This is a genomic window from Veillonella atypica (assembly GCF_041431435.1).
GTDB lineage: Bacteria > Bacillota > Negativicutes > Veillonellales > Veillonellaceae > Veillonella > Veillonella atypica.
Genome location: NZ_JAPVXV010000006.1, coordinates 49,666 through 76,348, shown reverse-complemented (window position 1 = coordinate 76,348; position 26,683 = coordinate 49,666). Strand labels below are relative to the sequence as shown.

Annotated in this window: 21 protein-coding genes; all 21 read right to left on the bottom strand. The window is 39.1% G+C overall.

Annotated elements, in window-relative coordinates:
• Positions 1-2 precede the first annotated feature (2 nt).
• Positions 3-1,733 (bottom strand): lipid A export permease/ATP-binding protein MsbA, encoded by a 1,731-nt coding sequence (msbA, locus tag O3598_RS08375; RefSeq protein ID WP_005376614.1) that lies wholly within the window; start codon positions 1,731-1,733, stop codon positions 3-5.
• The gene (gene lpxB / locus O3598_RS08370; RefSeq protein WP_371452399.1) at positions 1,726-2,868 is read right to left on the bottom strand and encodes a lipid-A-disaccharide synthase; all 1,143 of its coding nucleotides are present in this window, start codon (positions 2,866-2,868) and stop codon (positions 1,726-1,728) included. Before lpxB ends, msbA begins: the two co-directional genes overlap by 8 nt.
• The gene (locus O3598_RS08365) at positions 2,868-3,704 is read right to left on the bottom strand and encodes an LpxI family protein (RefSeq protein ID WP_005381836.1); all 837 of its coding nucleotides are present in this window, start codon (positions 3,702-3,704) and stop codon (positions 2,868-2,870) included. The genes lpxB and O3598_RS08365 overlap by 1 nt, the downstream gene beginning before the upstream one ends.
• A gap of 258 nt (positions 3,705-3,962) precedes the next feature.
• Positions 3,963-4,775 (bottom strand): acyl-ACP--UDP-N-acetylglucosamine O-acyltransferase, encoded by an 813-nt coding sequence (lpxA, locus tag O3598_RS08360; RefSeq protein ID WP_156931060.1) that lies wholly within the window; start codon positions 4,773-4,775, stop codon positions 3,963-3,965.
• A gap of 21 nt (positions 4,776-4,796) precedes the next feature.
• Positions 4,797-5,222 carry a 3-hydroxyacyl-ACP dehydratase FabZ gene (gene fabZ / locus O3598_RS08355; RefSeq protein WP_005376579.1) on the bottom strand — a complete coding sequence of 142 codons (426 nt, stop codon included), beginning with the start codon at positions 5,220-5,222 and terminating at the stop codon, positions 4,797-4,799.
• The gene (lpxC, locus tag O3598_RS08350) at positions 5,219-6,058 is read right to left on the bottom strand and encodes a UDP-3-O-acyl-N-acetylglucosamine deacetylase (RefSeq protein WP_371452364.1); all 840 of its coding nucleotides are present in this window, start codon (positions 6,056-6,058) and stop codon (positions 5,219-5,221) included. Before lpxC ends, fabZ begins: the two co-directional genes overlap by 4 nt.
• A 179-nt stretch (positions 6,059-6,237) precedes the next feature.
• Positions 6,238-7,140, bottom strand: a complete 903-nt coding sequence (locus tag O3598_RS08345) for a lysophospholipid acyltransferase family protein (RefSeq protein WP_119982159.1) — start codon at positions 7,138-7,140, stop codon at positions 6,238-6,240.
• A gap of 7 nt (positions 7,141-7,147) precedes the next feature.
• Positions 7,148-8,179: a UDP-3-O-(3-hydroxymyristoyl)glucosamine N-acyltransferase gene (gene lpxD / locus O3598_RS08340; protein ID WP_005381785.1), complete on the bottom strand. Its 1,032-nt coding sequence runs from the start codon at positions 8,177-8,179 to the stop codon at positions 7,148-7,150.
• A gap of 29 nt (positions 8,180-8,208) precedes the next feature.
• Entirely contained in the window at positions 8,209-8,724 is a 516-nt protein-coding gene (locus tag O3598_RS08335; protein ID WP_270524266.1) for an OmpH/Skp family outer membrane protein, read from the bottom strand.
• A gap of 10 nt (positions 8,725-8,734) precedes the next feature.
• Positions 8,735-9,703, bottom strand: a complete 969-nt coding sequence (locus O3598_RS08330) for a hypothetical protein (protein WP_371452362.1) — start codon at positions 9,701-9,703, stop codon at positions 8,735-8,737.
• Between the two features lie 36 nt (positions 9,704-9,739).
• On the bottom strand, positions 9,740-10,222 hold the full coding sequence (locus O3598_RS08325) for an OmpH family outer membrane protein (protein ID WP_009661451.1): 483 nt from the start codon (positions 10,220-10,222) through the stop codon (positions 9,740-9,742).
• Between the two features lie 108 nt (positions 10,223-10,330).
• Positions 10,331-12,508 carry a BamA/OMP85 family outer membrane protein gene (locus O3598_RS08320; protein ID WP_371452360.1) on the bottom strand — a complete coding sequence of 726 codons (2,178 nt, stop codon included), beginning with the start codon at positions 12,506-12,508 and terminating at the stop codon, positions 10,331-10,333.
• A gap of 156 nt (positions 12,509-12,664) precedes the next feature.
• Complete coding sequence (locus O3598_RS08315) at positions 12,665-16,954, bottom strand: translocation/assembly module TamB domain-containing protein (RefSeq protein WP_371452358.1); 4,290 nt, start codon at positions 16,952-16,954, stop codon at positions 12,665-12,667.
• A 188-nt stretch (positions 16,955-17,142) separates the two neighbouring features.
• A complete protein-coding gene (locus O3598_RS08310; protein WP_371452356.1) occupies positions 17,143-18,633 on the bottom strand; it encodes a TolC family protein in 1,491 nt (496 codons plus the stop codon).
• A gap of 26 nt (positions 18,634-18,659) precedes the next feature.
• A complete protein-coding gene (locus O3598_RS08305; RefSeq protein WP_371452354.1) occupies positions 18,660-19,919 on the bottom strand; it encodes an MlaD family protein in 1,260 nt (419 codons plus the stop codon).
• Positions 19,919-20,677 (bottom strand): ABC transporter ATP-binding protein, encoded by a 759-nt coding sequence (locus O3598_RS08300; RefSeq protein ID WP_009661471.1) that lies wholly within the window; start codon positions 20,675-20,677, stop codon positions 19,919-19,921. The genes O3598_RS08305 and O3598_RS08300 overlap by 1 nt, the downstream gene beginning before the upstream one ends.
• 24 nt (positions 20,678-20,701) lie before the next feature.
• A complete protein-coding gene (locus O3598_RS08295) occupies positions 20,702-21,463 on the bottom strand; it encodes an MlaE family ABC transporter permease (RefSeq protein WP_227041446.1) in 762 nt (253 codons plus the stop codon).
• Between the two features lie 36 nt (positions 21,464-21,499).
• Positions 21,500-23,527, bottom strand: a complete 2,028-nt coding sequence (locus O3598_RS08290; RefSeq protein ID WP_038125227.1) for a SpoIVB peptidase S55 domain-containing protein — start codon at positions 23,525-23,527, stop codon at positions 21,500-21,502.
• An 11-nt stretch (positions 23,528-23,538) separates the two neighbouring features.
• A complete protein-coding gene (locus O3598_RS08285; RefSeq protein WP_009661435.1) occupies positions 23,539-23,823 on the bottom strand; it encodes a biotin/lipoyl-containing protein in 285 nt (94 codons plus the stop codon).
• Positions 23,824-23,908: 85 nt separating this feature from the next.
• Entirely contained in the window at positions 23,909-25,249 is a 1,341-nt protein-coding gene (locus O3598_RS08280; protein ID WP_371452351.1) for a phosphodiester glycosidase family protein, read from the bottom strand.
• A gap of 200 nt (positions 25,250-25,449) precedes the next feature.
• Complete coding sequence (locus O3598_RS08275) at positions 25,450-26,679, bottom strand: rod shape-determining protein (protein ID WP_005381741.1); 1,230 nt, start codon at positions 26,677-26,679, stop codon at positions 25,450-25,452.
• Positions 26,680-26,683 lie beyond the last annotated feature (4 nt).

The following is a 26,683-nucleotide window of genomic DNA, read 5'->3' as shown; positions in this document are numbered from 1 at the left end:
GTTTATCCTTTATTAGAGAACTGAACGGAATAAAGATGGTTATATAAACCATTTTCCAAGGCTAATAGTTCTTGGTGAGTTCCCTTCTCTACCAACTTACCTTGATTTAATACAACAATTTGATGTGCATTTTGTACAGTGCTCAAACGATGGGCAATAACAAAGGCTGTACGACCTTCCATCAAGCGGTCTAACGCTTCTTGTACAAGTTTTTCACTTTCTGTATCAAGAGCAGACGTAGCCTCATCCAAAATTAAAATCTTAGGATTCTTCAAGATAGCACGTGCAATTGCAACGCGTTGACGTTGACCACCTGATAACGAACTACCTCGTTCACCTACAATAGTATCGAGACCATCAGGCATCTTATCCACAAACTCTAATACATTCGCCGCCTTAGCTGCTTCGTAAATTTCTTCATCACTCGCATCTAAGCGACCATATAAAATATTCTCTTTAATGGATGCATTAAATAAAACTGTTTCTTGTGGTACTAACCCAATTTGATTACGTAACGATTTAAAGGTTACGTCTTTAATATCTGTACCATCAATTGTTATAGATCCACTCGTAACATCATAAAAACGAGGTAATAGATTGGCTAATGTTGTCTTGCCTGCTCCAGACGGTCCTACTAAGGCTACGCTTTCACCAGCCTTAACAGACAAGTTAAAATCACATAATGCCATTTTTTCACCATCGTAGGAGAAACTAACGTGATTAAAATCTACATCGCCTTTAATATCAGGCAATTCTATAGCGTTTTCTTTTTCCACTACATCGGCTTTTGTATCTAAAATATCAAACACACGGTCAGCTGCAGCCAACGCTTTTTGGATATTACCATAGACTTGGCTCAAACGCTTAACAGGATTTGATAGGTTAATAGCATAAATCAAGAACGCAATTAAAGAACCAGCTGTAATCGTTCCTGTAACTACGGAATAGCCACCATACCATAGGATAACTGCCACCGCAATCGCTGCAGAGAACTCAACCATAGGACTTAATAAGCTAGTCAATTTAGTGGCTTTAATAACGGCATTAAAGTTATTTTGATTTTCTACTTCAAAGCGTTTAACTTCAAAACCTTCGCGGGCAAAAGATTTTACGACGCGAATAGCGGAAATCACCTCTTGCAAAAGAGCTGTAATATCAGCGATACGACCTTGTACATCATGGCCAGCTAAACGCAACTTTTTACCAAACACATTTATGATAATCAGCACCATTGGTACCGTAATAAATGTAACCAGTGTTAACTTCCAATCGATGAGCAACATGGAAACTAAAGAACCAATTAAGGTAACGGACTCTGTAATGAGAGATATTAGATTATCCACTACTGCTGATTGAAGAGCAGATACGTCATTTGTGAGATTACTCATGATGACGCCAGTTTTACGGCGATCAAAATAGGATAAGGACAAGCGTTGTAAATGCTTAAAAATTGCTTCCCGTACATCGATGATAACCCGTTGACCGATATAGGACATATTGTAAGTTTGCCCATATGTGGCAAAGCCACGAATTAAAAATATCAAAATGATGGCCCCAACGATGAGATTGAGCATAAACATATTTTTATCTTGTAATACTTGGTCAACGACGTTTTTGATTAGCCATGGTACTACGAGATATGCTGCAGCTGCTACAATCATGCAAAATACAGCAAATATCATTCGTTTATAATAGGGTCTCACAAAATACAATAAACGTGAGTAACTATTCATTAGTTTTCTCCTTACCTAGGTCATAAATCAATTGAGCCACGCGATTAACAGCACCTGACTCACCTAGTTTTTCTTTGACGTTGCGCAATTCGGAGCGCATATGTTGATTAACTTGCAAATCATCTAGTAGAGGTAAGACGGTATTCACTATAGCATCTACAGAAACATCATCTTGCAATAATTCAGGAATGACTTCCTTGCCAGCCACAATATTAGGCAACCCTACATGCGTAAGATTTACGACCATCTTACCGATGCCATATGTAATAGGCGATACCTTATATAATAATACAGTTGGCAACTCCATCATCGCTGTTTCTAGTGTAGCAGTGCCCGATGCAGCTAAACATACATCACAGATTTGCATCAAATCATAGGTGTGGTCTTCCGTAATCGTTACAGGGACATTTCGTTCACTGATGAAAGCTTCTAATTCACTGCGCTCAATCGTATGAGCACGCGGTAAAAAGAACTGTACATCTTCGTGAGACTGTAATAAGCGTTCCCCACTTTCAAGCATTACATCCAAGAGGGATAATACCTCTTGTTTTCGACTGCCCGGCATCAATAGAATGCGTTTTGCTTCTGGCCTAGCCCCAAAGTAGTCCATCGCATCCTCCTTAGTCATGGATGGATGAACGATATCTACTAATGGGTGCCCCACAAATTCTACATCACAATTGAACTTGCGATATGCTTCTGCTTCAAACGGAAAAATAGAGGCCACCTTTGTAACAAATTTCTTAATCGTCTTGCCACGGCTGCTATGCCAAGCCCAAATAGTAGGCGCTATATAGTACAATACAGGGATTCCTAACTGGTGAGCTACTTCAGCCAATTTCATGTTGAATCCCGGATAATCGATACATACGAGTACGTCTGGTTTTTCTTTCAACATAACTCGTTTTAAATAGGTGCGTAATTTAAAGAACTTTGGCAATGATTTTATGATTTCTACGATGCCAATAACGCCGAGATTTTTGATATCATATACGATACGAACGCCAGCTTGTTCCATCAAGGTGCCACCCATACCGAACATTTCTATATTGGAATCTATTTGTGAAAGCGCTTTGGCCACGCTAGCGCCATGTGTGTCTCCAGACGCTTCGCCAGCAGAAAACATAATTTTCATCATAGTTCCTTTCTAGCATCTACAAATGCTTGATCTACAGCACAAATAATAATATTATGGCGATTAGCCATCTCTAGTACATCTTCTTGTTGTACAAATATCGTCTTTTCAGCCTCTACAGCCAAAACATTACAGCCACTATCAATCATGGACATTAATGTCTTAATACCTACAGCAGGCACATCAAAGCGAACATCTTGATTTGGTTTTTCAGTCTTAACGACTACGGCCTCACCTCTACCGAGTTCACCGCCGCGCAATATGCATTTATCAGTTCCTTCAATAGCCTCAATAGCCATTGCTGCTTTATGCTTTACTACTACAGTTTGACCAATATCAAGCTTGCCCATCTGTTTAGCCAATTCAAAGCCGAAACAAATATCCTGCCATTGTTCTTCTGTCGGTTGTCGTTTGGTCAACACCCCAACCTTAGGCATGAACGGTTTCAAATACACAGTTTGATCTAGAACAGAAAAACCTTCTCGTTCGATTTCATCAACAATAGCGAGCATAATAGTATCATCTTTACGATTTTTCAATCGTTTAAGAACACCCAAAGTTTTTAAATCAGGGAAGGATAAGCCTTTATATAAAATTTCCTTTGTTACCTTTCCGAGCATAGTAAGCTCAGTAACGCCCTCTTTTTTCAAGGTTTTAAATATTTTGCCTAACTTAGCCACACTAATGTTGTAAAAAGAATCCGCTTCTTTCTCTAATATGGGATCCGTATCAGGCACAACTCCGATGACTACAACTTGATGCCCCAACATATGAGCAGCCCGCATGAACTCAACAGGTAAAACGCCAATACCTGCAATTAAACCTACCTTTGCCACGACTATACCTCCTATGTGAAGCCTTATATGGTCCACAATTTTTCGTCAAATCATTTGTTTTGAGTATAATTTTAAGACATACTCATATACACTATATTGTACTATAAATCACGCCATTTTACTATAATTTCAACGCTTTTCTAGCTATAAACGCACTGTATTTTCCTACATTCTTTCTCAAAAAGGATGCGTCTAAAAAGAGTATAAAATAACCACAAAAAAACTCTACATTATATAAACATAATGTAGAGTTTCATATTAATCACGGCGTGTACGCATAATGCCACGATCAGCATTGCGTAAAAAGCGTAATAAGTTTTCAATTTCAACGGAAGAATCAAGTTGCATTTCCATCTCTTCAATAGCTCTAGACAAGCTAAAGCCTGAACGATAAATGATGCGGAACGCTTGTTTCAAACTACGGCGTACCTCTTCCGAAATACCTGCGCGAGATAGACCAACGGAATTTAACCCGATAACACGAGCCGGTTGACCATCAGCAATAACATAAGGAGGAATATCTTGTACCACCTTAGCCATACCGCCAACCATTGCATTACGGCCAATTTTTACAAATTGATGAACACCAGCAAGTCCGCCAATAACCACGCGATCTTCAACGATAGCATGACCAGCCAAGCCTGCGCAGTTACTCATAATAACATTATTCCCCACAATGCAGTTATGAGCCACATGCGTACACGCTTGTAATAAACAGTTATTGCCAACACGTGTTTCTTCGCCTTCTCCAGTAGCACGGCTAATGGTAACGAATTCACGGATAACCGTTTCATCACCTACGTAACAATAACTTTTCTCACCTTTAAATTTTAAATCTTGCGGTTCCAAACCAATGGATGCACCTGGATAGATTTCACAACGTTTACCAATGGTTGTCCAACCACCAATAACTACATTGGCACCAATCTGAGTGCCATCCCCTATTTCTACATTTTCCCCGATGACAGCACCAGGTCCAATGATAACATCTTTGCCCAGTTTAGCATTCGGATGCACTATGGCTGTGTTATGAATGTTGGATTCCGCATTTTCCATGCCTACAACTATCACTACAATCACTCCTTAAGTCTATTATACAAGGGCAAACATGTATTCACCGCTAGCACAAAGTTTATCGCCCACATAAGCGCGACCTTCAACCTTGCCCATACGGCCCTTAATTTTTACAATGTCTACTTCCATGCGTACAACATCACCAGGTTTTACCGGATGACGGAAACGTACTTTATCAATGCCTGTAAACATAGGTGTTAATCCACGATTTTCTTCAGGATATAATAAAGCAATGCCACCAACTTGGGCAATTGCTTCTGTTAATAGTACACCAGGCATAACTGGATTTCCAGGGAAATGGCCTTGGAAGAACAATTCATTGAATGTAGCATTTTTAATGCCCACAGCACGCTTCATTGGTTCCAATTCAATAATACGATCTACCAATAGCATTGGGTAACGATGTGGTAAAATTTCTAAAATGTCTTCATGGTTAAGAATCATTGCTGTGTCTCCCTTATTTCTTCTATTATACTATGAGCCAAACGAGAATTGAGTTCATGGCTCGATTTTAACGCAATTACATGTCCCTCAATAGGTCCCAATAAATATAAATCACCTATCACATCAAGGGCTTTATGACGAACTAATTCGTCTTCAAATCGTGGAACAGATAAACATGTTGTATCATCATACACAAGAGCATTATCTGTACTGCCCCCCTTTGCTAAGCCCATGGCTTGCAATTGTTCCAATTCTTTTACAAATCCAATGGTTCTAGCTCGGGCAATATGTTCTTCAAAATACTCAGGTGTTACATCAAAATCACATTGTTGCGTACCAAGCAACGGATGTGGATTAATCGATGTAAATGTAACGCGATATCCATCATAAGGTACGATAAGAATAAATCTATCGCCATCATAAATGGAATGACTACGTTTCACCTTATACACATGTCGTTCAGCTTGTTGTTCTTCAATTCCCGCCTGAAGGATTAAGTCAACAAATACGGCGCTACTGCCATCGCCAACAGGTGGCTCAGGAGAGTCCATTTCAACAAAGCAGTTATCAATATTCATAGCACTGAATGCAGCCATTACGTGTTCAACAGTGAAAACCTTTGCTTCACCATGTTCCAAAGTAGTAGCGCGCATAGTGTTCGTCACATTATCAATGTGTGCTCGAACGGAGGGGGTTCCCTCTATATCTGAGCGCACAAACACAATTCCTGTATTTTCAGGTGCTGGCTTAAAAACCATGGTTACAGGTTCCCCGCTATGAAGGCCAATTCCCTTATATGAAATAGCCTGTTTAATTGTTTGTTGGGGCTTACTCATAAGAATGTCCTTTCATAATCTAATTCCATGTCTACTACACACCATACTGTATTATACCCTATTTGCATAGCTGTTACAAGAATATAGGACTATTTATCAACTGACTAGATGTAAAAAATCGGCATTGCAAAGCTTTATTTTAAGACATCTGCAACGCCGATTATACTTTTTATATTTTTTTAATGAAACACATCTGGTGGAGTATCAATCTTGTCACCATAGTAACGACGAGTCCATTTCCAACGATTATGTAGCCAGAACCAATCTTCTGGATAACGACGAATATAATCCTCAATAAATTCATTGAGCTTAATCGTAGTAATTGCTACATCCCGTTTCTTATCATCTGTTTTTTCTACATATAATGGTTGATGTACTTCAATTTCATGTTTTCCCGTATAAGGGCTATAGTGCATGGTCACAAAGATGATAGGTACATCTTGCATACGCCCTAATACAGCAGGACCATCTGCTGTTAGTGTTTCATAACCAAAGAATGGTACCAATACACCATTTTCTCCAGGATCCTGATCCATAATCAACCCTAAAAAAGCACCGCTTTTTAAAGCTTTCACCATATCGCGCACACTCGTCTTATACATCACATGTTGATGCATAAGCTCACGATATTCATTGATAAATTTATCTGCATCGCCGTTTTGTTTTAGCGCTACAGAAATTAGAGGGTACCCTTCAGAAGCCAGTACACCTCCAAGTAATTCCCAGTTACCGCTATGAAGGGCAGCCAGAATAGCCCCCTTGCCATCAGCTAAGACTTCATCCAAAATATCCTTATTGGTAAAGTTGACCATATCCTTATAGTCGCCATCTTTAATTTCAGGGTATCTCAATACATCGATAATCATACGACCAAATCGAGTCGTACTCGCCTTAGCAATTCGTTTTGCTTCAACAGGATCATCAGTGATTTTACAAAACAAAATCTGCCCGATTGCCAACCGCTTCCGTTTAGGAGGCACAGCAAGCCAAGCAATTTCACCAAGCAATGTACCTATTGCATACTGCCAACTATGAGGCAACATGCAAATAAAGGCACTAAACAACTTCATAAACCTATACATAAACGTATTAGCTCTCCTTAAGCTGCGCTTTTAAAGCATCGATTTCCTTCTGCAATTGTTTTACAGTTTTTACCATTTCTGGTAAGCGATGTTCATAAGCGGACAGTTTTAACCATTCCTTATGAGGACGCATTGGGTAACCAGCCATAACAGCATCTGCTGGTACATTACCAGTAATACCAGTTTTACCAGCAAATTTTGCATTGTCACCTATTGTAATATGCCCTGTACAACCGGTTTGTCCTGCAAAAATTACATTATTTCCACATTTCGTACTACCTGCAATTCCCACTTGTGCAATGAGGAAACAGTTTTCACCAATTTCAACATTATGTCCCAAGTGAACTAGGTTGTCAATTTTTGTCCCTTTTCGAACTAATGTAGATCCCATAGTTGCATTATCGATGGTTGTACAAGATCCAATTTCTACATCATCCTCTAAAATGACATTACCTACTTGAGGAATATGCGTATGTACGCCATTTTCAGTAGCAAAACCAAAGCCTTCACCACCGATTACCGCTTTAGCGCGTAATACGACACGATTTCCTAATATACAATTTTCATGAACAACGGCGCCAGTATATATATCACAATCATTACCAACACGAGTATTATGACCAATATAAACATATGGACGAATTGTAACATTATCACCAATCACTGCATTATCATTGATAACACAATAGGCACCAATAGCAACATTATCGCCTAGCTTAACATTCTCACCAATGATTGCAGTAGGATGGATTTCACGTGGTATTACAACAGGTGGATGAAATAATTGTAATACTTGTGCGAAGGCAACCTTTGCATTATCTACAATGATTTGTGTCATCGGTGCATTGGGCGCTTCTTGCTCTAAAATTACAGCACCAGCTTTACATAAGCCAATGTGTTCCACATATTCACCAATAGCAAATGTAATCGATTGAGGTGCCGCTTGTTCAAAGCCACGTGTCTCTGTGATTACTAGCGATTCATTACCAACCACCTTACCACCAATAAGTTGAGCAAGCTCCAGTACGGTCTTTTCCACTATTAAGTCCCCCCCAAGTGTTAACTAAACTATTGCGCAGCTTCAGCAGGTTGCGCTTGTTGGGCTTCACCTTGTTGCGCTTGTTGAGCTTCTTGTTGGTTCGCTTCATTTTCTGCAGCTTTAATATCTTCATCAGATGCTTTGCCCATTTTATTGATTAAGTCATCAGTTACATCTACGCCGCCACCAACAACAGCACCTTTAAGCAATACTACATCTAGCTTTTTCTCTTTAGCTAATTCATTAACTTGTTGATCGATATATTGTTTCAACTCTTGATTTTTTGCAGTTGTGAAAGCATTAAAATCTTGTTTTGCATCAGTCGTAACTTGCGCTTTAGATGCTTCATCAGCAGCATCGATTTTGGCTTGAAGTTCTTTACCTTTTGCATTAATTTCTTTGTTAATCTCAATAGATTTCGCAGTTTGTGTCACAACTTTTTGGGAATCTACATAACCAATAGTATTGCTACCACAACCACCAATAATTGGCAATGCCATAATCATTGTTGCACCTAAAATTAAAGATTTCATTTTCTTATTCATCGTATACTCCTTACTGAACTCGATATGACGCTTTCACAGCATCTGTTATATCTAGCCCTTTGATATTTCCACCATGATCAATCAAAACAAGCTCTAAATGACGTTCTTGAGCAATAATAGCAACGCGCATCCGCACGTCCTCTAAAATGGCCTCATGAAGTGCATTTACCTCTGCCTCTTTATCCGATAATTTCTTTGCCCAACTATCGTTCCACTCTTGAGGAACTGGCAAATTATTCGTCGATACAATCGCTTTAGCTTGATTTTGCATCATTGTATCGCGTTTCTTTGCTAGTTCAGCTTGTACAGACTCGGCATATTGTTTAAGTTCTTGTTCCCCTGCATCACGGATAGGTTTTAATTCTGCATCTACTTTAGCCCGTATAGCATCCATATCAAAATTGGATGGTTTACGTTTAGCCAGCAAGCTTTGAAGTCGGTTTTCCAATTCAGCTTTTTGTGCCTGAGCCGCTTCTTTCTGCGCATCATCGATATAAACACGGCTATCAAAAGCATATAGTTGTAATTGTAGATTTACAATCTCCAAGTCATATCCCTTGTTAGCAACTTTGAGCTCTTTCATGTATTTTTGTACCAGTTCAGCCCGTTTAGCATCTAGCTGTGCATTAAGTTGATTTTGTTTTGTAGCGATTCGCGTTTGTAATTCAATATTTAACGCATCCGACAATGTCGGGTCTAGAGACAAGGATTTAAGTTGTTCATTCTGCAGATCAGACTTGGTATTCAACGCCTCCTGTTCTATGGCATATTGAGCTTTAAGCTGTTCCAACTCTGCTTTTGCATTCTTATAATCTTCATAAGATGGATTAAACTCTAGTACATCATCAATTTGTACGACCCCAATAGATGGCCCTTCTGAAGATTGCCGATTAGTAATAAATCCATAGGCTCCATACATCGCAATCAGTGCAGCTGCTAAAAACAGAAATAATCCTATATACCGTTTATTTAGCTTCATACTGCTCACCCTTATCTGATTACCTTTGTATCATTATTATTTTGCATCAGATGCTAGTTTTTTTAGTACTTGATCAGTAATATCTACACCACCATAAAGAACTGCATCTTTAGGAAGAACTACAGATAAACCCTTAGCATTACCAACAGCTTTAGCTGCTTCCATTGTTTGGTCAGCCATCTGTTTATTCATTTCTTCCATTTTCTTTTCTACATTAGCTTGTGCTTCTTGCTTAATTTTAGCTTTAGTAGCATCATCTTGAGCAGCATCTACCTTCGTTTGCATATCTGCTGCTACTTGACTACGATAATCAGTAAATTCCTTAGCAGCTTTTACATATACAGGGTTTTCAGGATTATCCAAACGGCTCATATCGATTACACCTACATTACTAGCAGCACTAGTACCAGGTGTAGCCATTTGAGTATAGGCTAACGCACCAATACCGATAATAAAAATTGCGGCAATAACAATGGAGAATATTTTCACATTCTTCTTGTTATTCATCATTCTCATCATAATGAACATTCCTCATTTCTGTTAATCTACGCACTATGAGTGCCATAATAGAGATATTGGTGAAAGCCCCCTCTATAGAAGGTGCTTTCACCATAATATGTCTCAATATTAGAATTGTGTACCGAAGCTGAAGTGGAATTTCTTCTTATCCTTGCCAATACCATAGTCGAGTTTAACAGGACCGATTGGTGTAGTGATTCGAACACCGGCACCAACGCCATAGTTAAAGCTCTTAGTATTTTTATACCAAGGAACATTAGGAGCATCCCAAGCATCACCGATATCTGTAAATAATACGCCACTTACCTTTTTCACGATAGGGAAACGGAATTCCAATGTCGCATTATACATATTTTTACCGCGGAATTGATCATCTTCGTAACCACGTAATGTATCTGCGCCACCTAATGTGAACAATTGGCTATATGGTGCATCACCTTGGATGAAACCACCACGTGCACGGAAGGCCAATACATTTTTGGAACCCACTTTTTTGTATGCACGCATTTCAGCTGTGAATTTATAGAAATCAAAATCACCGCCTAAGCCATGACCAGCCCATTGTGCAGTGTAGGAAATACGACGACCACGAGTTGGTTCATAAATGTTATCGCGGGAGTCATATACCTTTTGCCATGAAATGGAATTGATGCGACCAAAGTTTTTACCTACATAATCCATGCCGGCAAAATCATATGAGCCGTTATTCCATCTATTATTAGGGCCTGCACCAGTACCCGCATCATAACGGAATCCAGAGCTATCGTCATTATCCCATTTGTATTTATCAGAGCGGGATTCAAGTGTTAAGTAGTCGCGTGTATATTCGCCTGTTTGACGACCAAAGGAGATATTAAAGCCTTTGGATTTTTTGTTGTATTCTGCTACTTCGCTACCATCGCTATCATAGTCAGTGTATTCATCTTCACGGTTGAAGAAGGAGAATCCAAGAGAAGTACCTCTGTGGTCAATCCAAGGTTTCAAGTAAGAAATTTGGTAGTTTTTATATTTCTTCTTACCACCGATTTCCCAGTGAACTTTAAATTTATCACCTGTACCGCGAAGGTTATCTTCACCAAATTCAACGATACCCATCAAGCCATCGGATTTAGAATAACCTGCACCTAATGTGATTGTACCTGTTTTATGTTCCAATATGTCAATTTCAATAATTACATTGTTAGGATCTTTTTCACCTGGTAACATACGTACATTTACATCATCAAAGAAGCCCAAGTTGTATACGCGTTCTACGGAACGACGAACTAAGAACTTGTTGAATGGTTTACCAGTTTTTTGTACGAACTCACGAGTGATAACTTTGTTACGAGTTTTCTTATTACCAGCTGGTACAATATCTTCTACAATACCTTCCACGATATGGATATGAATCATACCATTGTCATCTACAGCAATACCGTCTACATGAGCTAACATATAACCATCACGAGCATACGCTGCATTGATACCTTGTACCTTTTGGCCTACATATACGGAGTTCATGATTTGGCCTTCAGGAATTGCCATATATTTAGTTAATACATCGGATGTGTATACAGAATTACCTTCAAACACAACACCATGTACTACAGGGTTAGTCACAACAGCAAAGTCAATTTTCACGCCTTCCGGAACAGATGTAAAGACGGGGTTCACTTCTGAGAAATAGCCACTGTTACCCAAATTTTGGACATCTTTAAATACACCATCAACGGAAACAGCATCGCCTACCTTTTCAGATAACAATGTCATTAATTGCGCCGCTTGATCAGCAGGAATACCAGAGATAGATAAGCCTGTAATTGTTTTACCTACAAATGGGTTAACAGAATCAGCACTAACAGCAGTAACGTATTGAGCCTCAACAGATGTTACGGCTTGTGCCTGACCGTTTTCTGCAACCTTATCCAAGTCTGTACCTGCTGTAGTTTTGGAAACCATTTTTACTTGTTTATCGTCTGTTTTTAAAGCCCCGTTATTAACGGTAACTGTGCCATCAGAACCTTGTACAACAGTACCATCAGTGGATAATGTAGTGTCACCACGAGCAGCTAAAATTGCCGCATCAGTATTATCTTGTGTATTAGCACCCTTTTCTGTACCAGCATTGTATACAGCTGCTTTAGTCGTTGTATCATCAGTAGTTGCAGTATCTGCTGTAGCAGTTGCATTCATATCTGGTGTATAGCCTGTTTGTACTTCTGCAGCAAACACACTGCCAGTACCCATAACAGCAGTCAACACAGATGCTGCTAGCATACGTTTATAGGCTTTGCTTGTTAACATAAAATCCTCCTAAAATTATCCCTCTTTAAAGAGTATTAAATCTTTATTATTATATCATATAATACTGGGAATTAGTACTACTATAATTCAATTTTATGAAATTAAAATGACTATAATGAAGGTCCTTATTCAGATTCTTCATTATAGTCATCATCGCTAGAACTCTCGTGTCCAACGTCCACCAATATAGGTACTACCCTGTGATGTATGCCAAGCATTAAACTTAACACTTCGCCGTAACGAGTATTCAATACCATATTTATTTTGTTTATTATTGATACCTTGCGTATAGGTGATCATCGTTCTCGGCAAGACATATTTGCCGATTTCGATATTATAATTTCCCGATGTTTCCCTACTAGTAGGTTCATTCGGATCTATGGAGCCTGTCGTAATATTAACACGATCTAAACCCAATGCATTTTGCACTGCATCTTGTACATAACCAAAAGCAAACATTTGTGCACCAGCTACAGCTAATGCATTGGCATCTTCATTGGTAATTGTACTACTATTCGATGGTTCACCACGACCAAAGGTCAACATAGAAATGATTTGCTTACGCGATAAGCTTGGTTCGGATTTAAGCGTTAAATCCATATGGTCCACAGTACCTTTCACGCCGAGATAAATATTATAAGTACCTACATTTGTTTCCGCATCTAGTTGAAGCATAGGCAAATACGTTCCAGATGTAAAAGTTGCAGTCCCCTTTGTAATATCAAAGGTATGGCTTAGATATTTAAACGTACCACTCACCACGTTAAACTGTCCACTAGAGGTAGGATTAAATACAGAGCCCCCAAAATGAACATCTCCACTAATACGCATATTATACAAAGTTCTATCGTAAAGTCGTACATTTTTACCAGCATGTACGTTAACATCAATCCCCAAATCACGCGTGCTTTCACTAGTTTCTAAGGAAAGTGGAATTTTGAACTTCATATTCTCTAGATTTAGATTACCCATAAGTGTAGGGATTCCCTCTTTTTCAGCTATATAGAGTTCTCCCTTTAATGGACCTGAAATATACTCGTTAGATAAATCTAACCCGTCCAATTGAATGGCTGCACGGTAACTAGTCATGGTATGACCTGTCCAATTAACCTTCGCTGCTAAACCAGCGGTCCCTTTGCCTGCAGATATGCGGGATTGAAAATCTGCTTGTTGACCTGAGAAAATTAAATCCCCATCAATATCCTTAAGCTCATTCCCTACATTCTTTATCTTCATGGTACCATTTCGAACAGATACTGTACCGTACGCTTCTGGTTGATCAATAGTTCCTGTTACATGAACAACACCTTTTAATGCCCCAGTTGCGTCTTTCACCGTAGAAGTAATCAAAGGGATAACAGCCATATCAGCCTCATTAAAGTCAATAGTCATATCCATCGCTTTAGAATCATTTGCATCGAGATATCCAGTCGTATACAACGCAGCTAGAGGAATCTTGCCATATGCACTTATCTTATAGTCTTCTTTAACCCCTTGAATACGTTGAACGTTAATAACATGATTTTCCATGGTTGCCAATACAAAACCTTGATCAATATCGATACCGTTATAAGAACCATTGGCAAGGCTCGCGGACAATTCAACCTTAGGATTTTTTGTAGCCCCTGTCATATTGATAACACCGGTAATGGAACCAGTTGCATTAATATTATCACCAATAAGCGGTAAGAATGGTTCTATATCAACATCGCGAACTGCAATTTGTAAATCTGCATCACCATCTAAATCAACAGTGCCACCAGCAGCAATAAGTCCATCATCAACAGGTAATTTTAATGTTCGAATTTTAAACTTACGATTTTCTAGACTGGCATCTATCTTTGCATCGCCTACTACCTTAGTATCAATAGTTACATCCTTAATTGAACCCACCACATTAAGGCTTGGATTGCCATAGGTACCACCTAAATCAACTGTACCACTCAAAGAACCATCTAATTTATCCACCGGTTTTCCCAGTAGGGATAATAGATTGCTTACACGACCATTTGTCACCTGTAATGTACCAAATAATCGCTTATCGCCCACAGTAGACATACCTGCACGGGCCATATAATGGCCACCTTGTTCTTCATCAAATTCAAATTTTTCTAAATTAACAACGGTTTTATCTGCATATAATGTACCAGAAATATTGGTGATACCTTCGCCATTAATGGTTAAGAAGTTAGATGTAACAGATCCATTAAAATTAGGATTGTATAAAGAGCCTCCAATATGCCCCTTAGCTTGTACATAGCCTTTTACATCATAATCAGTATTGACTAATAACCTACCAATATCTATATCTTTACCTTCTAAATCGATATTTAGAGCATCTTCTGACATAGTACCAGCCCCTTGAATGACAGCACCATATCCTTGAATAGTAAACTTAGGTAGTGTAAGAGTCTTATTTTCTAATGTATAATCTGCCTTTGCATCACTAATCAATTTGCCATTATAAGAACCGTCATATAAATGAACATGGCCCTGAACATATGGATTATCTAAAGTACCACGAATCTCATTTTCAGATTCAAACCACCCAGTAAGCGGAACATCAGAAAACGGCCGAATCAAGTTCTCTATCCGGACAGCTTTGGCACGTGCCCGCATATTAAGTGCATTAGAATTTAAATCAAATGTACCCCCTACAGTAATGGCGCCATCTCCATCACCTATAGATGTATTTGTTAATTCTAATATATGATTTTTAATAGTAAAGCCTGCATTAATGGAATTAAAGTGAGCCCCACTATAGACAATCTCAGGACTTGTAACACTACCTGTCACAGATGGATTATCTAAATTTCCTGTAATAGAAGCATGGCCTGTAATATTGCCAGATACACTATTACCAACAAGACTTGAAAAATTAGATGCATCTAATGAATCCGCCGACAAGGATAGATTCAATAGATTATTATCAATCGTTCCATATCCACTAAGTTGGCCATTTCCTATCGCCCCCGTAATGGCTATATTTGTTAAGGCGCCTACATTATTAAAGCTAACGCGAGCAGAATCAATAGATATACCACGCACGGATAGACTCGTTCCCACTATATTACCTTCTATGGAGGTAATATCACTATTTTTTCCTTTTACAGAAAATTCTCCATTTACAATACCAGACGCTGGTGTAGATAAATTTTGTGTAAATGGAGCTATTTCTGCATTATGAATCGTGCCATTAATGGAAAATTCACCACTATCAATGCCGTATTGTCCTTTGGCTTTTACGCTACCATTACCAATGTACAATGAAGCATCGTGAATATCCACGGTACCATCGAAGTAACTAAAATTAGCCTCTCCACTATCGATCTGATAGTTATCATACGAGATGGCATCACTCTTTATAGAACCAGATACATACGGATTAACACTAGTACCGCCGATATGAACACGGGCACCTACGTTACCAGTAATTTGATTTTTGGTGAAAGCCTCTAAAGCTACGGAATCAGCAACAGCATTTAAGTTTAAACCAACCTCATCCCCTAATGTTACCAATCCATTCACCTTAACGGCTTGATCGTTTACATACCAGCCACTATGAGTGATTAAAACAGTATTATTTTGGAAGAAAATCTTACCATTGCCCTGTCCAATTTGGTATGTAGTAGACCCGTTTTTATAGGTACCACCTACGCCATCAAAGGCTAAATTACCAGACATAGAATACTTGCCATCACGCCCCGTAATCTGCGCTTTTACATCATGTAATATACCAGATGTTATAGAGAGATTTTTATTGGATGGAACCATATTCATAATGCCTGATATATCAACAGACTCGGCTCGAACAAACAAATCAAAATCATCCATTTTATTCATGTCGATAGAGCCATTAACAGCGATCGAATGGTCATCTAAAAGTCCATTTAATGCCCCTTTTGTCATACCATCAACATTTAAGGCTATATTTCCATCTAGATTCGATAGCCTATGTACATTGCCATCTTTAAATCGAACAGCACCTGTAGCATCATTAATGACGATATTGCCATCAAATGATTTCTTATCATTTTTTGAGGATGACTCCAATAAAGAATTTACATTCCAAGATCCATCAGCTAGTTGCCACACATGGACGTCCGGTTTTTCTAAAGTAATGGTAGAAACGATGGCTGCACCACTTGAATTCCCCATCAAAATAGATGGAGCAGATGTCCATTTCATTGATACCTTCATAGTCGGAACGGCCGCTACCAAATGGTCATTTTCATCCCTTAATGATACATTTTGCAGTACTACATCCCCATCCCAAGCGATGTGCATAGAATCATACTGAATTGTACCTCTAACTGTATTATGTAGTTGTTCCTGTACCATGGGCGCCACATATCGCTCTGCAATTGGATTGATGGAAGTAGCTATTCCAGCTACACCCAATCCTAAAACTGCTGCACCAATTAGGCACCATTTTTTCCTTGTCATAGGAAACCCCACACCTAAAAAAATTACGCTTATTTATACATCAATATTACCATACTCTATGATATTTCAATAGTATATGATGTATAAATTTTATGAAATCAAAATGTAATACAGTTCATTCAACGATAAAAAAATGACGACCGCCGAAGCAATCGTCATTGTAAATAGAGTGTATATTATCTCTATGATTATTTTTTTGCAGGTGTAGCTGTCGCTAAAGCTGCTAATTGTTCTACAGCACCACTATTAGCAATAATACTTGCCCCTTGACCTACAGGAGTATCCAAAGGAATGCCTGTTGCTTGTTCAAGAGCAGAAATACTTACATTGTAATTATATAAAGCATCTACATAATTATTGCGAGATTCAGTCAATTTAGTTTCTGCATCGAGTACATCAAGGTTTGTACCTACACCAGCGCGGTAACGAAGTGTTGCAATACGGAAATTTTCTTGACCTTGATGTACTGCCGTTTGCGTACTTTGAATTGTTTGTTCTGCAGAACGCAAGTTAAGGTATGCTTGTTGCACTGCAAGATTTACCTTATCAACAGCTGCTAAATTAGCTTCCTTAGCCTTTTCTAATGTATCTTGAGCAACCTTAATTTTATTTTGTGTTTGGCCCCCATCCCACAAACTCCATGTAGCGGATGCGCCAATATGCCAAGATTTACTGCTTGTACCAAAGTAGCCATCTGGATCAGCATAGCCACGACTAGCTTCGACACCTACTGTTGGTAAATAGCCAGCTTTCTCAGCTTTTAAACCCTCTTCAGCTTGTTTTACAGCCATCGCAGATTGTACAAGAGCAGAACGATGAAGCATAGCATACGCTTTTGCTTGTTCTAATGTAACAGCATATGGTTTGTATTGCAAATCATGTTCTGCTGTTGTAATAGACGTTTGTGTTGGATATGCAATCACCAAATTCAAGTTTGCTTCCGCTAAATTCGCTGCATTTTGCGCTTTTACAAGGTTTGTTTGAGAGTCAGCCAAATTAGTATCCGCAGCCAATACATCAGAATTAGCTACAAGACCTACATTATATTGAGCCTTTACATTATCCACATGACCTTGGTAATCCTTAACAGCTTGGTTTGCTACGTCTACCTTGTTACGATACATAATCAATGTGTAGTATCCATTGATAGCATCATATTTAGCTTGTTGTAAAGCTTCTTCATAAGCAGCACCACTACCTTCACGAGCAAAGCGAGACTTATCAATATTAGCATCTAACTCAGGGCTAAATACAGGGGCCTTAATAGTGAAGCTATGTTGACCAGTCTTACTAGTAACAGTTCTCCCCGTCATAGTATTGGCACCGTGATTACGAGCACCTTGCCATGCATAGGATACATTAGGATTTTTTCCTGCTGCTGTAGCACTTACTGTGGCTTTTGCAGCTTGATAATCCCACAAGGATTGTTTTGCAGTGCGGTTATTAGCCAGTGCAAGAGAAACTGTGCTATCTTCATTTAGGTTCAATGCGACTTCATATTGTTGTGCATCTTGAGAAGCTTTTTGAGCTAATTGTTGTTGAGTTAATTGAATAGCTTCTTTTTGAAGTTTTGTGAGTTTATCACCATTATTGACAGATGTAGAAACAACGTCACTTGCGAATGCACCTGTTGTAGCCATCGATAATATTATGGCTAAAGAAAAGGCCTTCTTATTCATACGTATACCTCCACACGATATGTGTTTTAAAAGACTTGTTTAATACCAAAGTAGGTGCCTCCATTTGAAGAACCAAATGGGCGTGTCATTTGCACAACACCGTACGTATTATTATGTAAGCGTATATCAGAACGTAGTCGATATTTAGGATGATTCAAATCATACATAGCTGCAGAAACACCAAAAGACCCACGTGGATTATAGTCAATGCCAAATCCGAGCTTGCTTTCAAAAATACCACCGCGTACTAACCATTTATTTGCGATAAATTTACCGCCATTCAAATCAAAATCGGTATCATCACCAATATTAGAAAGTCCAAATTCACCCATGCCTTTATCTGTGTAAACGCGAGCACGACCATTGATACGGACCTCTTCTTGATTTGTATTATAAAGTAAATCCACAGAAGGTTCTACTTTAATAGATGACTTTTTTTCAGAACCATTAGCCTCCGAGGAACCATTAACGGTTTCAGATGCATACGGTTTGCCACCTAACAATTTATTGACACGAGCAGAAATTTGTTCCGTATTATGCAATGTTGCTTTAATATTTTCTTGTGCTTTTTGATCCGTTACGGTTCCTTCCATGGAACGCGCCATGTGATCAACACGATCCGTAGTTTGTTTAATATTCGTCAAGATAGCACGCATGTCATTACCAGCATTACCATCGGCATTAAATTGTTGAGCCGCTTGATTTAGTTGAGCCGTCACATCTGCCATATTTTGTGTAACCGCTACCGCATTGTCAGCCATGACAGCCGTAGATTGCAACGAATGTTTTAATGCGTCTTGTGTTTTAGGGTCGCCAATAATATTATTAATGGATTGCAACATTTGTTCTGTACCAGCCATTAATTTTTGAGCACTTTGCATGGCTTTATCCATCGCATCGGCCCCTTCACCTTTAACGGAATCACCATCATGTAAATATACGGTTGATTTGCCAGGTGAAATTTGAATATATTTATCCCCTAAGAATCCATCAGATCCTAAGGTAAATGTTGAATCGCTTGGTATTTGAGTTTTATCATCGACTTTCATCTTCACTAAAACACCAGATGGTGTAATTTCAATATCAGAAACTGTACCAATTGCGACACCAGAAAATTTAACCTGATTACCATTTTTCAACCCATTAACTTGAGCAAAATCACCGGTAATCGTCATCTGAGGTTTTGCAAATACGTCTATACGCCCCACAAATATGATGCCCAGCACGAACAACACAACACCTACAATTGTGAAAGCCCCTACTTTAGCTTCCGTCGTCCACTTCATTATCTGTCTCTCCTTGTTCCGATATCGATAGCCTCCGCCTCACCATGAATAAATTGTTGTACTTTAGGATTAGGTGAGTTTTTAAAATCCTCTGTTTTAGATACTTCTATAAATTTTCCCTTATCAAGTAATGCAATTCTGTCAGCCACATAAAAAGCAGATTGCATATCATGAGTTACTACGATAGATGTACAGCCCAACCGTTCTTGCATACCTCGGATGAGCATGCTAATCGTTCCCGATGTAATGGGGTCTAGACCAGACGAAGGTTCATCGTATAAGATGAGCGTCGGATCAAGAGCGATAGCCCGAGCAAGACTAACCCTTTTCTTCATCCCCCCAGATAACTCATTAGGCATGTAAGACTCATATCCGCTCAACCCAACCCAACCGAGTCGCTCATCAACAATATGTTGAATTTTATCATCACTCAGATTGGTATGTTCCCTTAGTCCAAAGGCGACATTCTCCCCCACTGACATAGAGTCAAATAATGCGGAGTATTGAAATACCATGCCCATCTTTTGACGTACCTTATTAAATTCTTCTTCAGATAATGTAGTAATATCTACACCATCAACAATAATTTGGCCTGATGTGGGGCGTTGTAAACCTATAATCAAGCGTAATAGCGTACTTTTACCACTACCACTACCACCTAAAATAACAAGCGTCTCCCCATCTTCAATGGTCAGATTAACAGAATCTAATATTACACGCGTGTCATAGGCTACAACCACATCACGTAATTCAATCATAAAGTCCTCGTTCGAGATAATCGATTAAAAGAGTAGAGTCGATAAAAAATAATTTAATACAAATACTAAGATAATACTTGTTACTACAGAACTAGTAGTGGAGAAACCAACAGCTTCGGCCCCCATCTTGGTTTGCATTCCCTTATAGCACCCTACAAGAGCGATGACAGCACCAAAAACACTAGATTTAATTAACCCTAATGTAAAATCAGAAATGGTTGAAAACATTTGTATCGAATCTAAATAGGTGGCTGGTGCTAACCCCTTAATAGCAGTAGCTACAAAATAACCACCTGCAATACCAATGGCAACGCCATAAAATGCGAGGATTGGTACCATAATCATGCAGGCTACAACGCGAGGTACAACGAGATAACCGATTGGATTTACAGCCATAACGCGTAATGCATCGATTTGCTCTGTAACCTTCATCGTACCAATTTCAGCTGTAATGGCTGCCCCTACACGGCCTGCTAATACAACGCCTACAAGAATAGGTCCTAATTCACGTCCCATCGCAACGGCCATGAGTCCGCCTACCGTACCTTGTGCACCATAGGTAATTAACACATCTGTTATTTGTAATGTCATTACACCACCTGCAAATAATAGTGTCAGACTAATAATCGGTAGTGAGTCTACGCCAAGATGAGCCATCTGTTGTAGCACATGCCATGCATTGAGCATTTTTAATTGTTTTATGGTCTGCCATAGAAGTAGCATGGCAGTACCCACATTCGATAAGCCGGCCATTACATTGCGACCTATCGCCTCAAGCCAATTCACAACAGTCCCCCTTACTATTTGCTTATATTTCAAATTTTACTCTACTTGATCATTTGAAGGTTTATCATTAGATGGTTTCTCATTCGAAGGTGCATCACCTGCTGGTTTATCCTTGGATGGTTTTTCCTTAGATGGTTTATTAACAGACTTGTCTTTTTTATTTTGAGATGCTTTGGAATCTTTTTTATTACCTTGATCTTCTAATTCCAATTTATGTTCCATCTTAACCTGTTCTTTAGCTTCTTTAGCACGTTTAGCTAATGCTTTGTCACGGTCTTTAACACTCATAACTTGGATTGTAAATTGACCGTCCCCTTGAACAATATACTCTGTGTCGATAGCAGTTTTTTCATTTTTCTTTTCATCATCTTTGCCATCGCTAAGGTCTTCACTACCTTTTTTCTTTTTAAGATCTCCAGGGCTAGGTTTATCTTCTACACCTTGAAGTTTTGCCTTTTTCACAGAACTTGTAGAAGCCTCTTCATTTACAAGACTAACGCCATCTTCTAAAATTTCTACAACAATTTGATTATTCGTATCAGTCTTTTGTAATTCATCAAACAAATCGTTAAAGTCTTTGTAAACTTTTAAACGGCGTAGAACTTCATCAGTCAAATTATATTTTTGTTTTTCCAATACATAAGGCAATGGGATTTCGCCACCACCACGAACCTCTAAGGTGTATTTACCTAAAGGTTGGTCTTTAGGTACTGTGAAGAATACCTCTTTATTAACTTTTTCCCCACGATATGGTTCCAATGTAACGTCAACTACAATCGTATCCCCTGGAGATACAACTGTCGATGATGCAGCTGCATCTACAAGTTTTGCCGTTTTCTTATCTTGTGTTACCTCTGTTTCCACATTGATATCCGCAATTTCATAGTTAATAAAGCGATTGTTCATCAATACATCGATAACATTGTAAAACTCATCAACCGTTTTTTCACTAATAGATTCAGAACTGTAGAACATATTGGTTCGCGTTAATGATTTTTGTTCACCATTACGTGGTGAAATCGTATAGGTAATTTTAGCAGTACCGGCACCACTGCGATCTAATGTCTTATTCAACATATTATACAGTGCTGTAGCCGCCAATGTAGGTGTCATATCCTTATCTTCAATAACCTTTACATTAGACTGCTTGTCACGGCCCATATCGATATCTTTTAAATGAAAGCGAACTGGAATCCCACTAGAAATAGTACCAGAGACACCGGCAATACCTGCGCCACGGTCCTCAGTAACGGTACCGATTTCACGTCCCATAGAACCTAGTTTAAAGGCGGATTCATAACTTTTAACAACCGTAAAAATATTGGCATTATGCATAAAATAATTAGCGGAACCATGTTTCAAGAACGGATGCCCGAAGGCCACCATTTGTTTGCCATCAACATAGGTAACGGTACCAATAGCACCGAGTTTTAAATCGCCATCAACCAATAACGCTGCTACAGAACCACCAGCCTCTAACGGCTTTGCAATATCATCACTACTAGAACTAGCTGTATCATAGGTTTCGTAATTGTATTGTGGTAATTTTGATTTAAAATACTCCATAGATGTACTATCAAATCCATAGGCCATCAAAGGAGTTTTCATTGGAATTAATTGTTTGTCTGACCAAGTATTTGTCAAATTCTTTTCATACGGTATATTCCATAATTTCACCATATCTTCGATAGGCGTTATCATGCCAATCGTGCCATCAGCAAAGCCCCAACCATATGCTACGGCACCTACAAGTTTCCCATTAATATATACAGGACTACCACTCATACCATGCGCAATGCCACCGGTCTGTTCCATAACAGGGCCAGAAAACTTTGCAAGAATTAAATGTCCAGATGGGCCTTTATCCTTCATAACGCCCAATACCTTAACATTAAAATTCGATATCGTATCCCCTACTATTACTGTTTTTGCTATACCTTCCATACCAGTCTGTACATCTTGAACAGGCATAAAATCAACTGCCTGTGCCGATGATAGAGCACTACAGAAGAAAAGCGCCAGTATCGTTTTTCTATACCGACGCCAAGAATGAGAAAACTTCATTCCTATCTCCTTTATTTGCTTTCTACAGTGACAACGACTTGATCACGAGAAATATCTGAACCTACTGTAACATCAACTGCAGTCACAGTGCCATTCACCGTGGATTTAGCTGCCGCCATAGGGCCTGCCAATGTTTCTACAGTCACCAATGTTTGACCTTCTGTAACAGAAGTGCCAACAGCAACAGTAGAAGCAACTTTACCTGTTAATACACTTTGGTATGATACAGGGGCCGCCATTACAGAAGTAATACCTAATGCTGTTAAAGCAGCTAAGGCTAAAAGTGTCTTTTTCATAACGATCCCTCCTTTTACAATAGAATACATAAAGATATTATACTAAATCTCTAGCTTTTTTTCAAACAAAATTGTATGCAACTCATTACTTGATTATAAGTATTTTTTCATAAGTACTAGGCGTTTCATTACCTTTGTGAGTATAATGGCCATCAACCTCTACATCAACACTGCCTTGATTAGATAATTCAAATCCATTGATAGCCCCTAAAGAGGTCAATAGATTAGCCCCTTCTTCTAGTGTAACACCTACAGAAGAAGCATTATGTTTATCTACAGTGGCTACAACGAGCTTTTCATCCTTTGTTGTGCCGATAAAACTTCGACTACGATTCGTAGAATCTTTAGGGCCCACATAACTACCATTATGTAAAACCAGTGTGCCCCCTTCAACCATAGCGCCACCAGCAGTTTCTACCTTCGCAAGTTCCTGACGTGGTTGTAATACAACAGGCGTGCCCACTTTTAAAGATTTTAATGAAGCTATGGCCGCACCATGAGCAGACAATACAAATTGATTGTTCCCTAATGCGGAATTGCCATTTCCCACCTTAAGAACCTTCCCATTACTTACTGTCACTTCATAACCGAATTCATTTGTATTTGTACTTTCACCAAAACTAGATGTATATAGCGTAAGAGCATTATTTCTACGTGGACCATTTACAGTGGTAATCACCAACGTAGATTTAGGTGTCTTAGCCTGCAACAATGGTTTCTTCTCTTCTATAAAATACCCTCTACTTGGCGTATAGCGAAGAACGCCAACGGATTGAATGCGATTTAAATCTACCTCACCAGATGCACTAACCGAATACGGTTTATCAAAGCTCTTTCCCGGAACGGATAAACCGACAGCAGCAATGTGTTGCTGTGAAATCGAGGACAAAGGCTTTCCACCGGGCACACTTGCTACCACCATTGGTGCATCATTGTTAACTGTCATCGCATAAGCGCGAATTAATCCCTCGTTAACTGCTGTTTTTATGTTAGCAGTCTGAATCGATGCACCTACACTTTTCGTTGTCTTCTGACTGTAATCTGAAAACAAATCAACAACCACACAATTGGGATTTGATAGGGTGAAAGCATGGTAATTAATTGATTGATTGGCAGATAGTCTCACTTGTAAACCATCATTAGTAGGTTGAAAAGACATACCTTTCAACACACCGATCTTATGTGTTGTACGATCTGCGGCATTGGAAATTTTATTAGTTGTATTGGCTAAGTTCAAGGTAACCGTATTTTGGTTTGCGTTATATGACTTAGTCCAGGATAAAGGTAATTCAGTCATATCAAAAACAATACGGCTTGCACCATCATAATCGGATACTCGCACGGCTGTCAAATCACCGGCACAAGCAGTAACAGTAGTTGTTACCATAATAGATGTTATTATAGCGGCTGTTTTAAGGCGTATCATCATCGAACTCCTTTACAATATATAGAGTTTATAAATTCTGTATGTTAACGTATTCTGTTATAAATCAGAACTAGATATAACAACTCAAATTAGATTATACTTTATTATTAATTTTATACAATCTATTCACTTGTAGTATACACTATTTCTCGCAATAATACAAAAAGCTGAGACGGTTTCCCACCTCAGCTTTTCTAATTCTATTGTAAGTCTTCTAATGTATCTCGCAATGATGACATTTCATCTAATGTTTTTGCTACCCCTTTAATTACCGCATACCTTGGTAATTCAACTAAATAAGCAGCTATACCAACAGATCGAGAAATAACGCGGTCAAGCCCGCTAATCAACGCCCCACCACCGGTGAGAATGATACCATGATCGCCTATAGCAGCCACCAATTCAGGTGGCGTTTTTTCCAATATAGACTTAATTGCCTCTAGAATACTCATAACTTGAGACTCTAATGCACGCTGTATTTCTAGCGAATGTAATGTAACTATCTTAGGCAAACCGCTAATAACATCACGCCCTCGAATTTCTACCTCTCGCTCTTCGGAACGCCGGTCTACAGTGCCTGCAGATATCTTTATTTCTTCCGCCGTTAGAGGACCAATGACAAGCTTTTTCTTACGCCGTACATATTGAATAATAGCCTCATTAAAAGAATCTCCGCCAATACGCAACGATTCACTCACTACGACACCTGTATCACAAAGAACGGCAATATCCGTAGTGCCACCGCCTATATCTACGACCATAGCACCAACCTTATCCGCTTCATTTAAATTTGTGCCCATAGCCGCTGCTAAAGGCTCTTCAATAAGAACAGTCTTCTTAGCCCCAGTTCGTAGTAATGCTTCAAGAATAGCACGTTTTTCAACGGGAGTAATCCCCGATGGAACACAAACAACGATACGTGTTTTCATGAGACGAGATGCAGGAACAACAGAACGAATAAAATACTTGAGCATAAATTCTGTCATGTCATAATCCGCTATAACACCTGCTTGCACAGGTCGTATGACCTCAATCCCCGTCGGTGTTCGACCTATCATGCGACGTGCGCTTTCACCTACTGCTAATACATCGCCAGTCCGAGTATCTTTCGCTACACAAGCAGGTTCATCTAGAACAAGTCCTTTGCCCTTGACATAGATTAAAACATTGGCTGTACCTAAATCGATACCCAAATCGAATGTAAGGGAACGACCAAATTTAAATACGGTCTCACCTACATTCTGAGGGGATACAATACGCTTCAATGTCATAGCTGGAGTGGTCTTTGCAATCGGTTTCGTCCGTTTTTGACGACGCTCTTTACGGCGTAATTCCGTTACCTTGACCATAGCAGCTCGTGAAGTGCGCTCTACAACCGACTCTTTTTTAGCTTTTGCATCATTATCTTGACTGCGACGCAAAGCCGGCACTTGT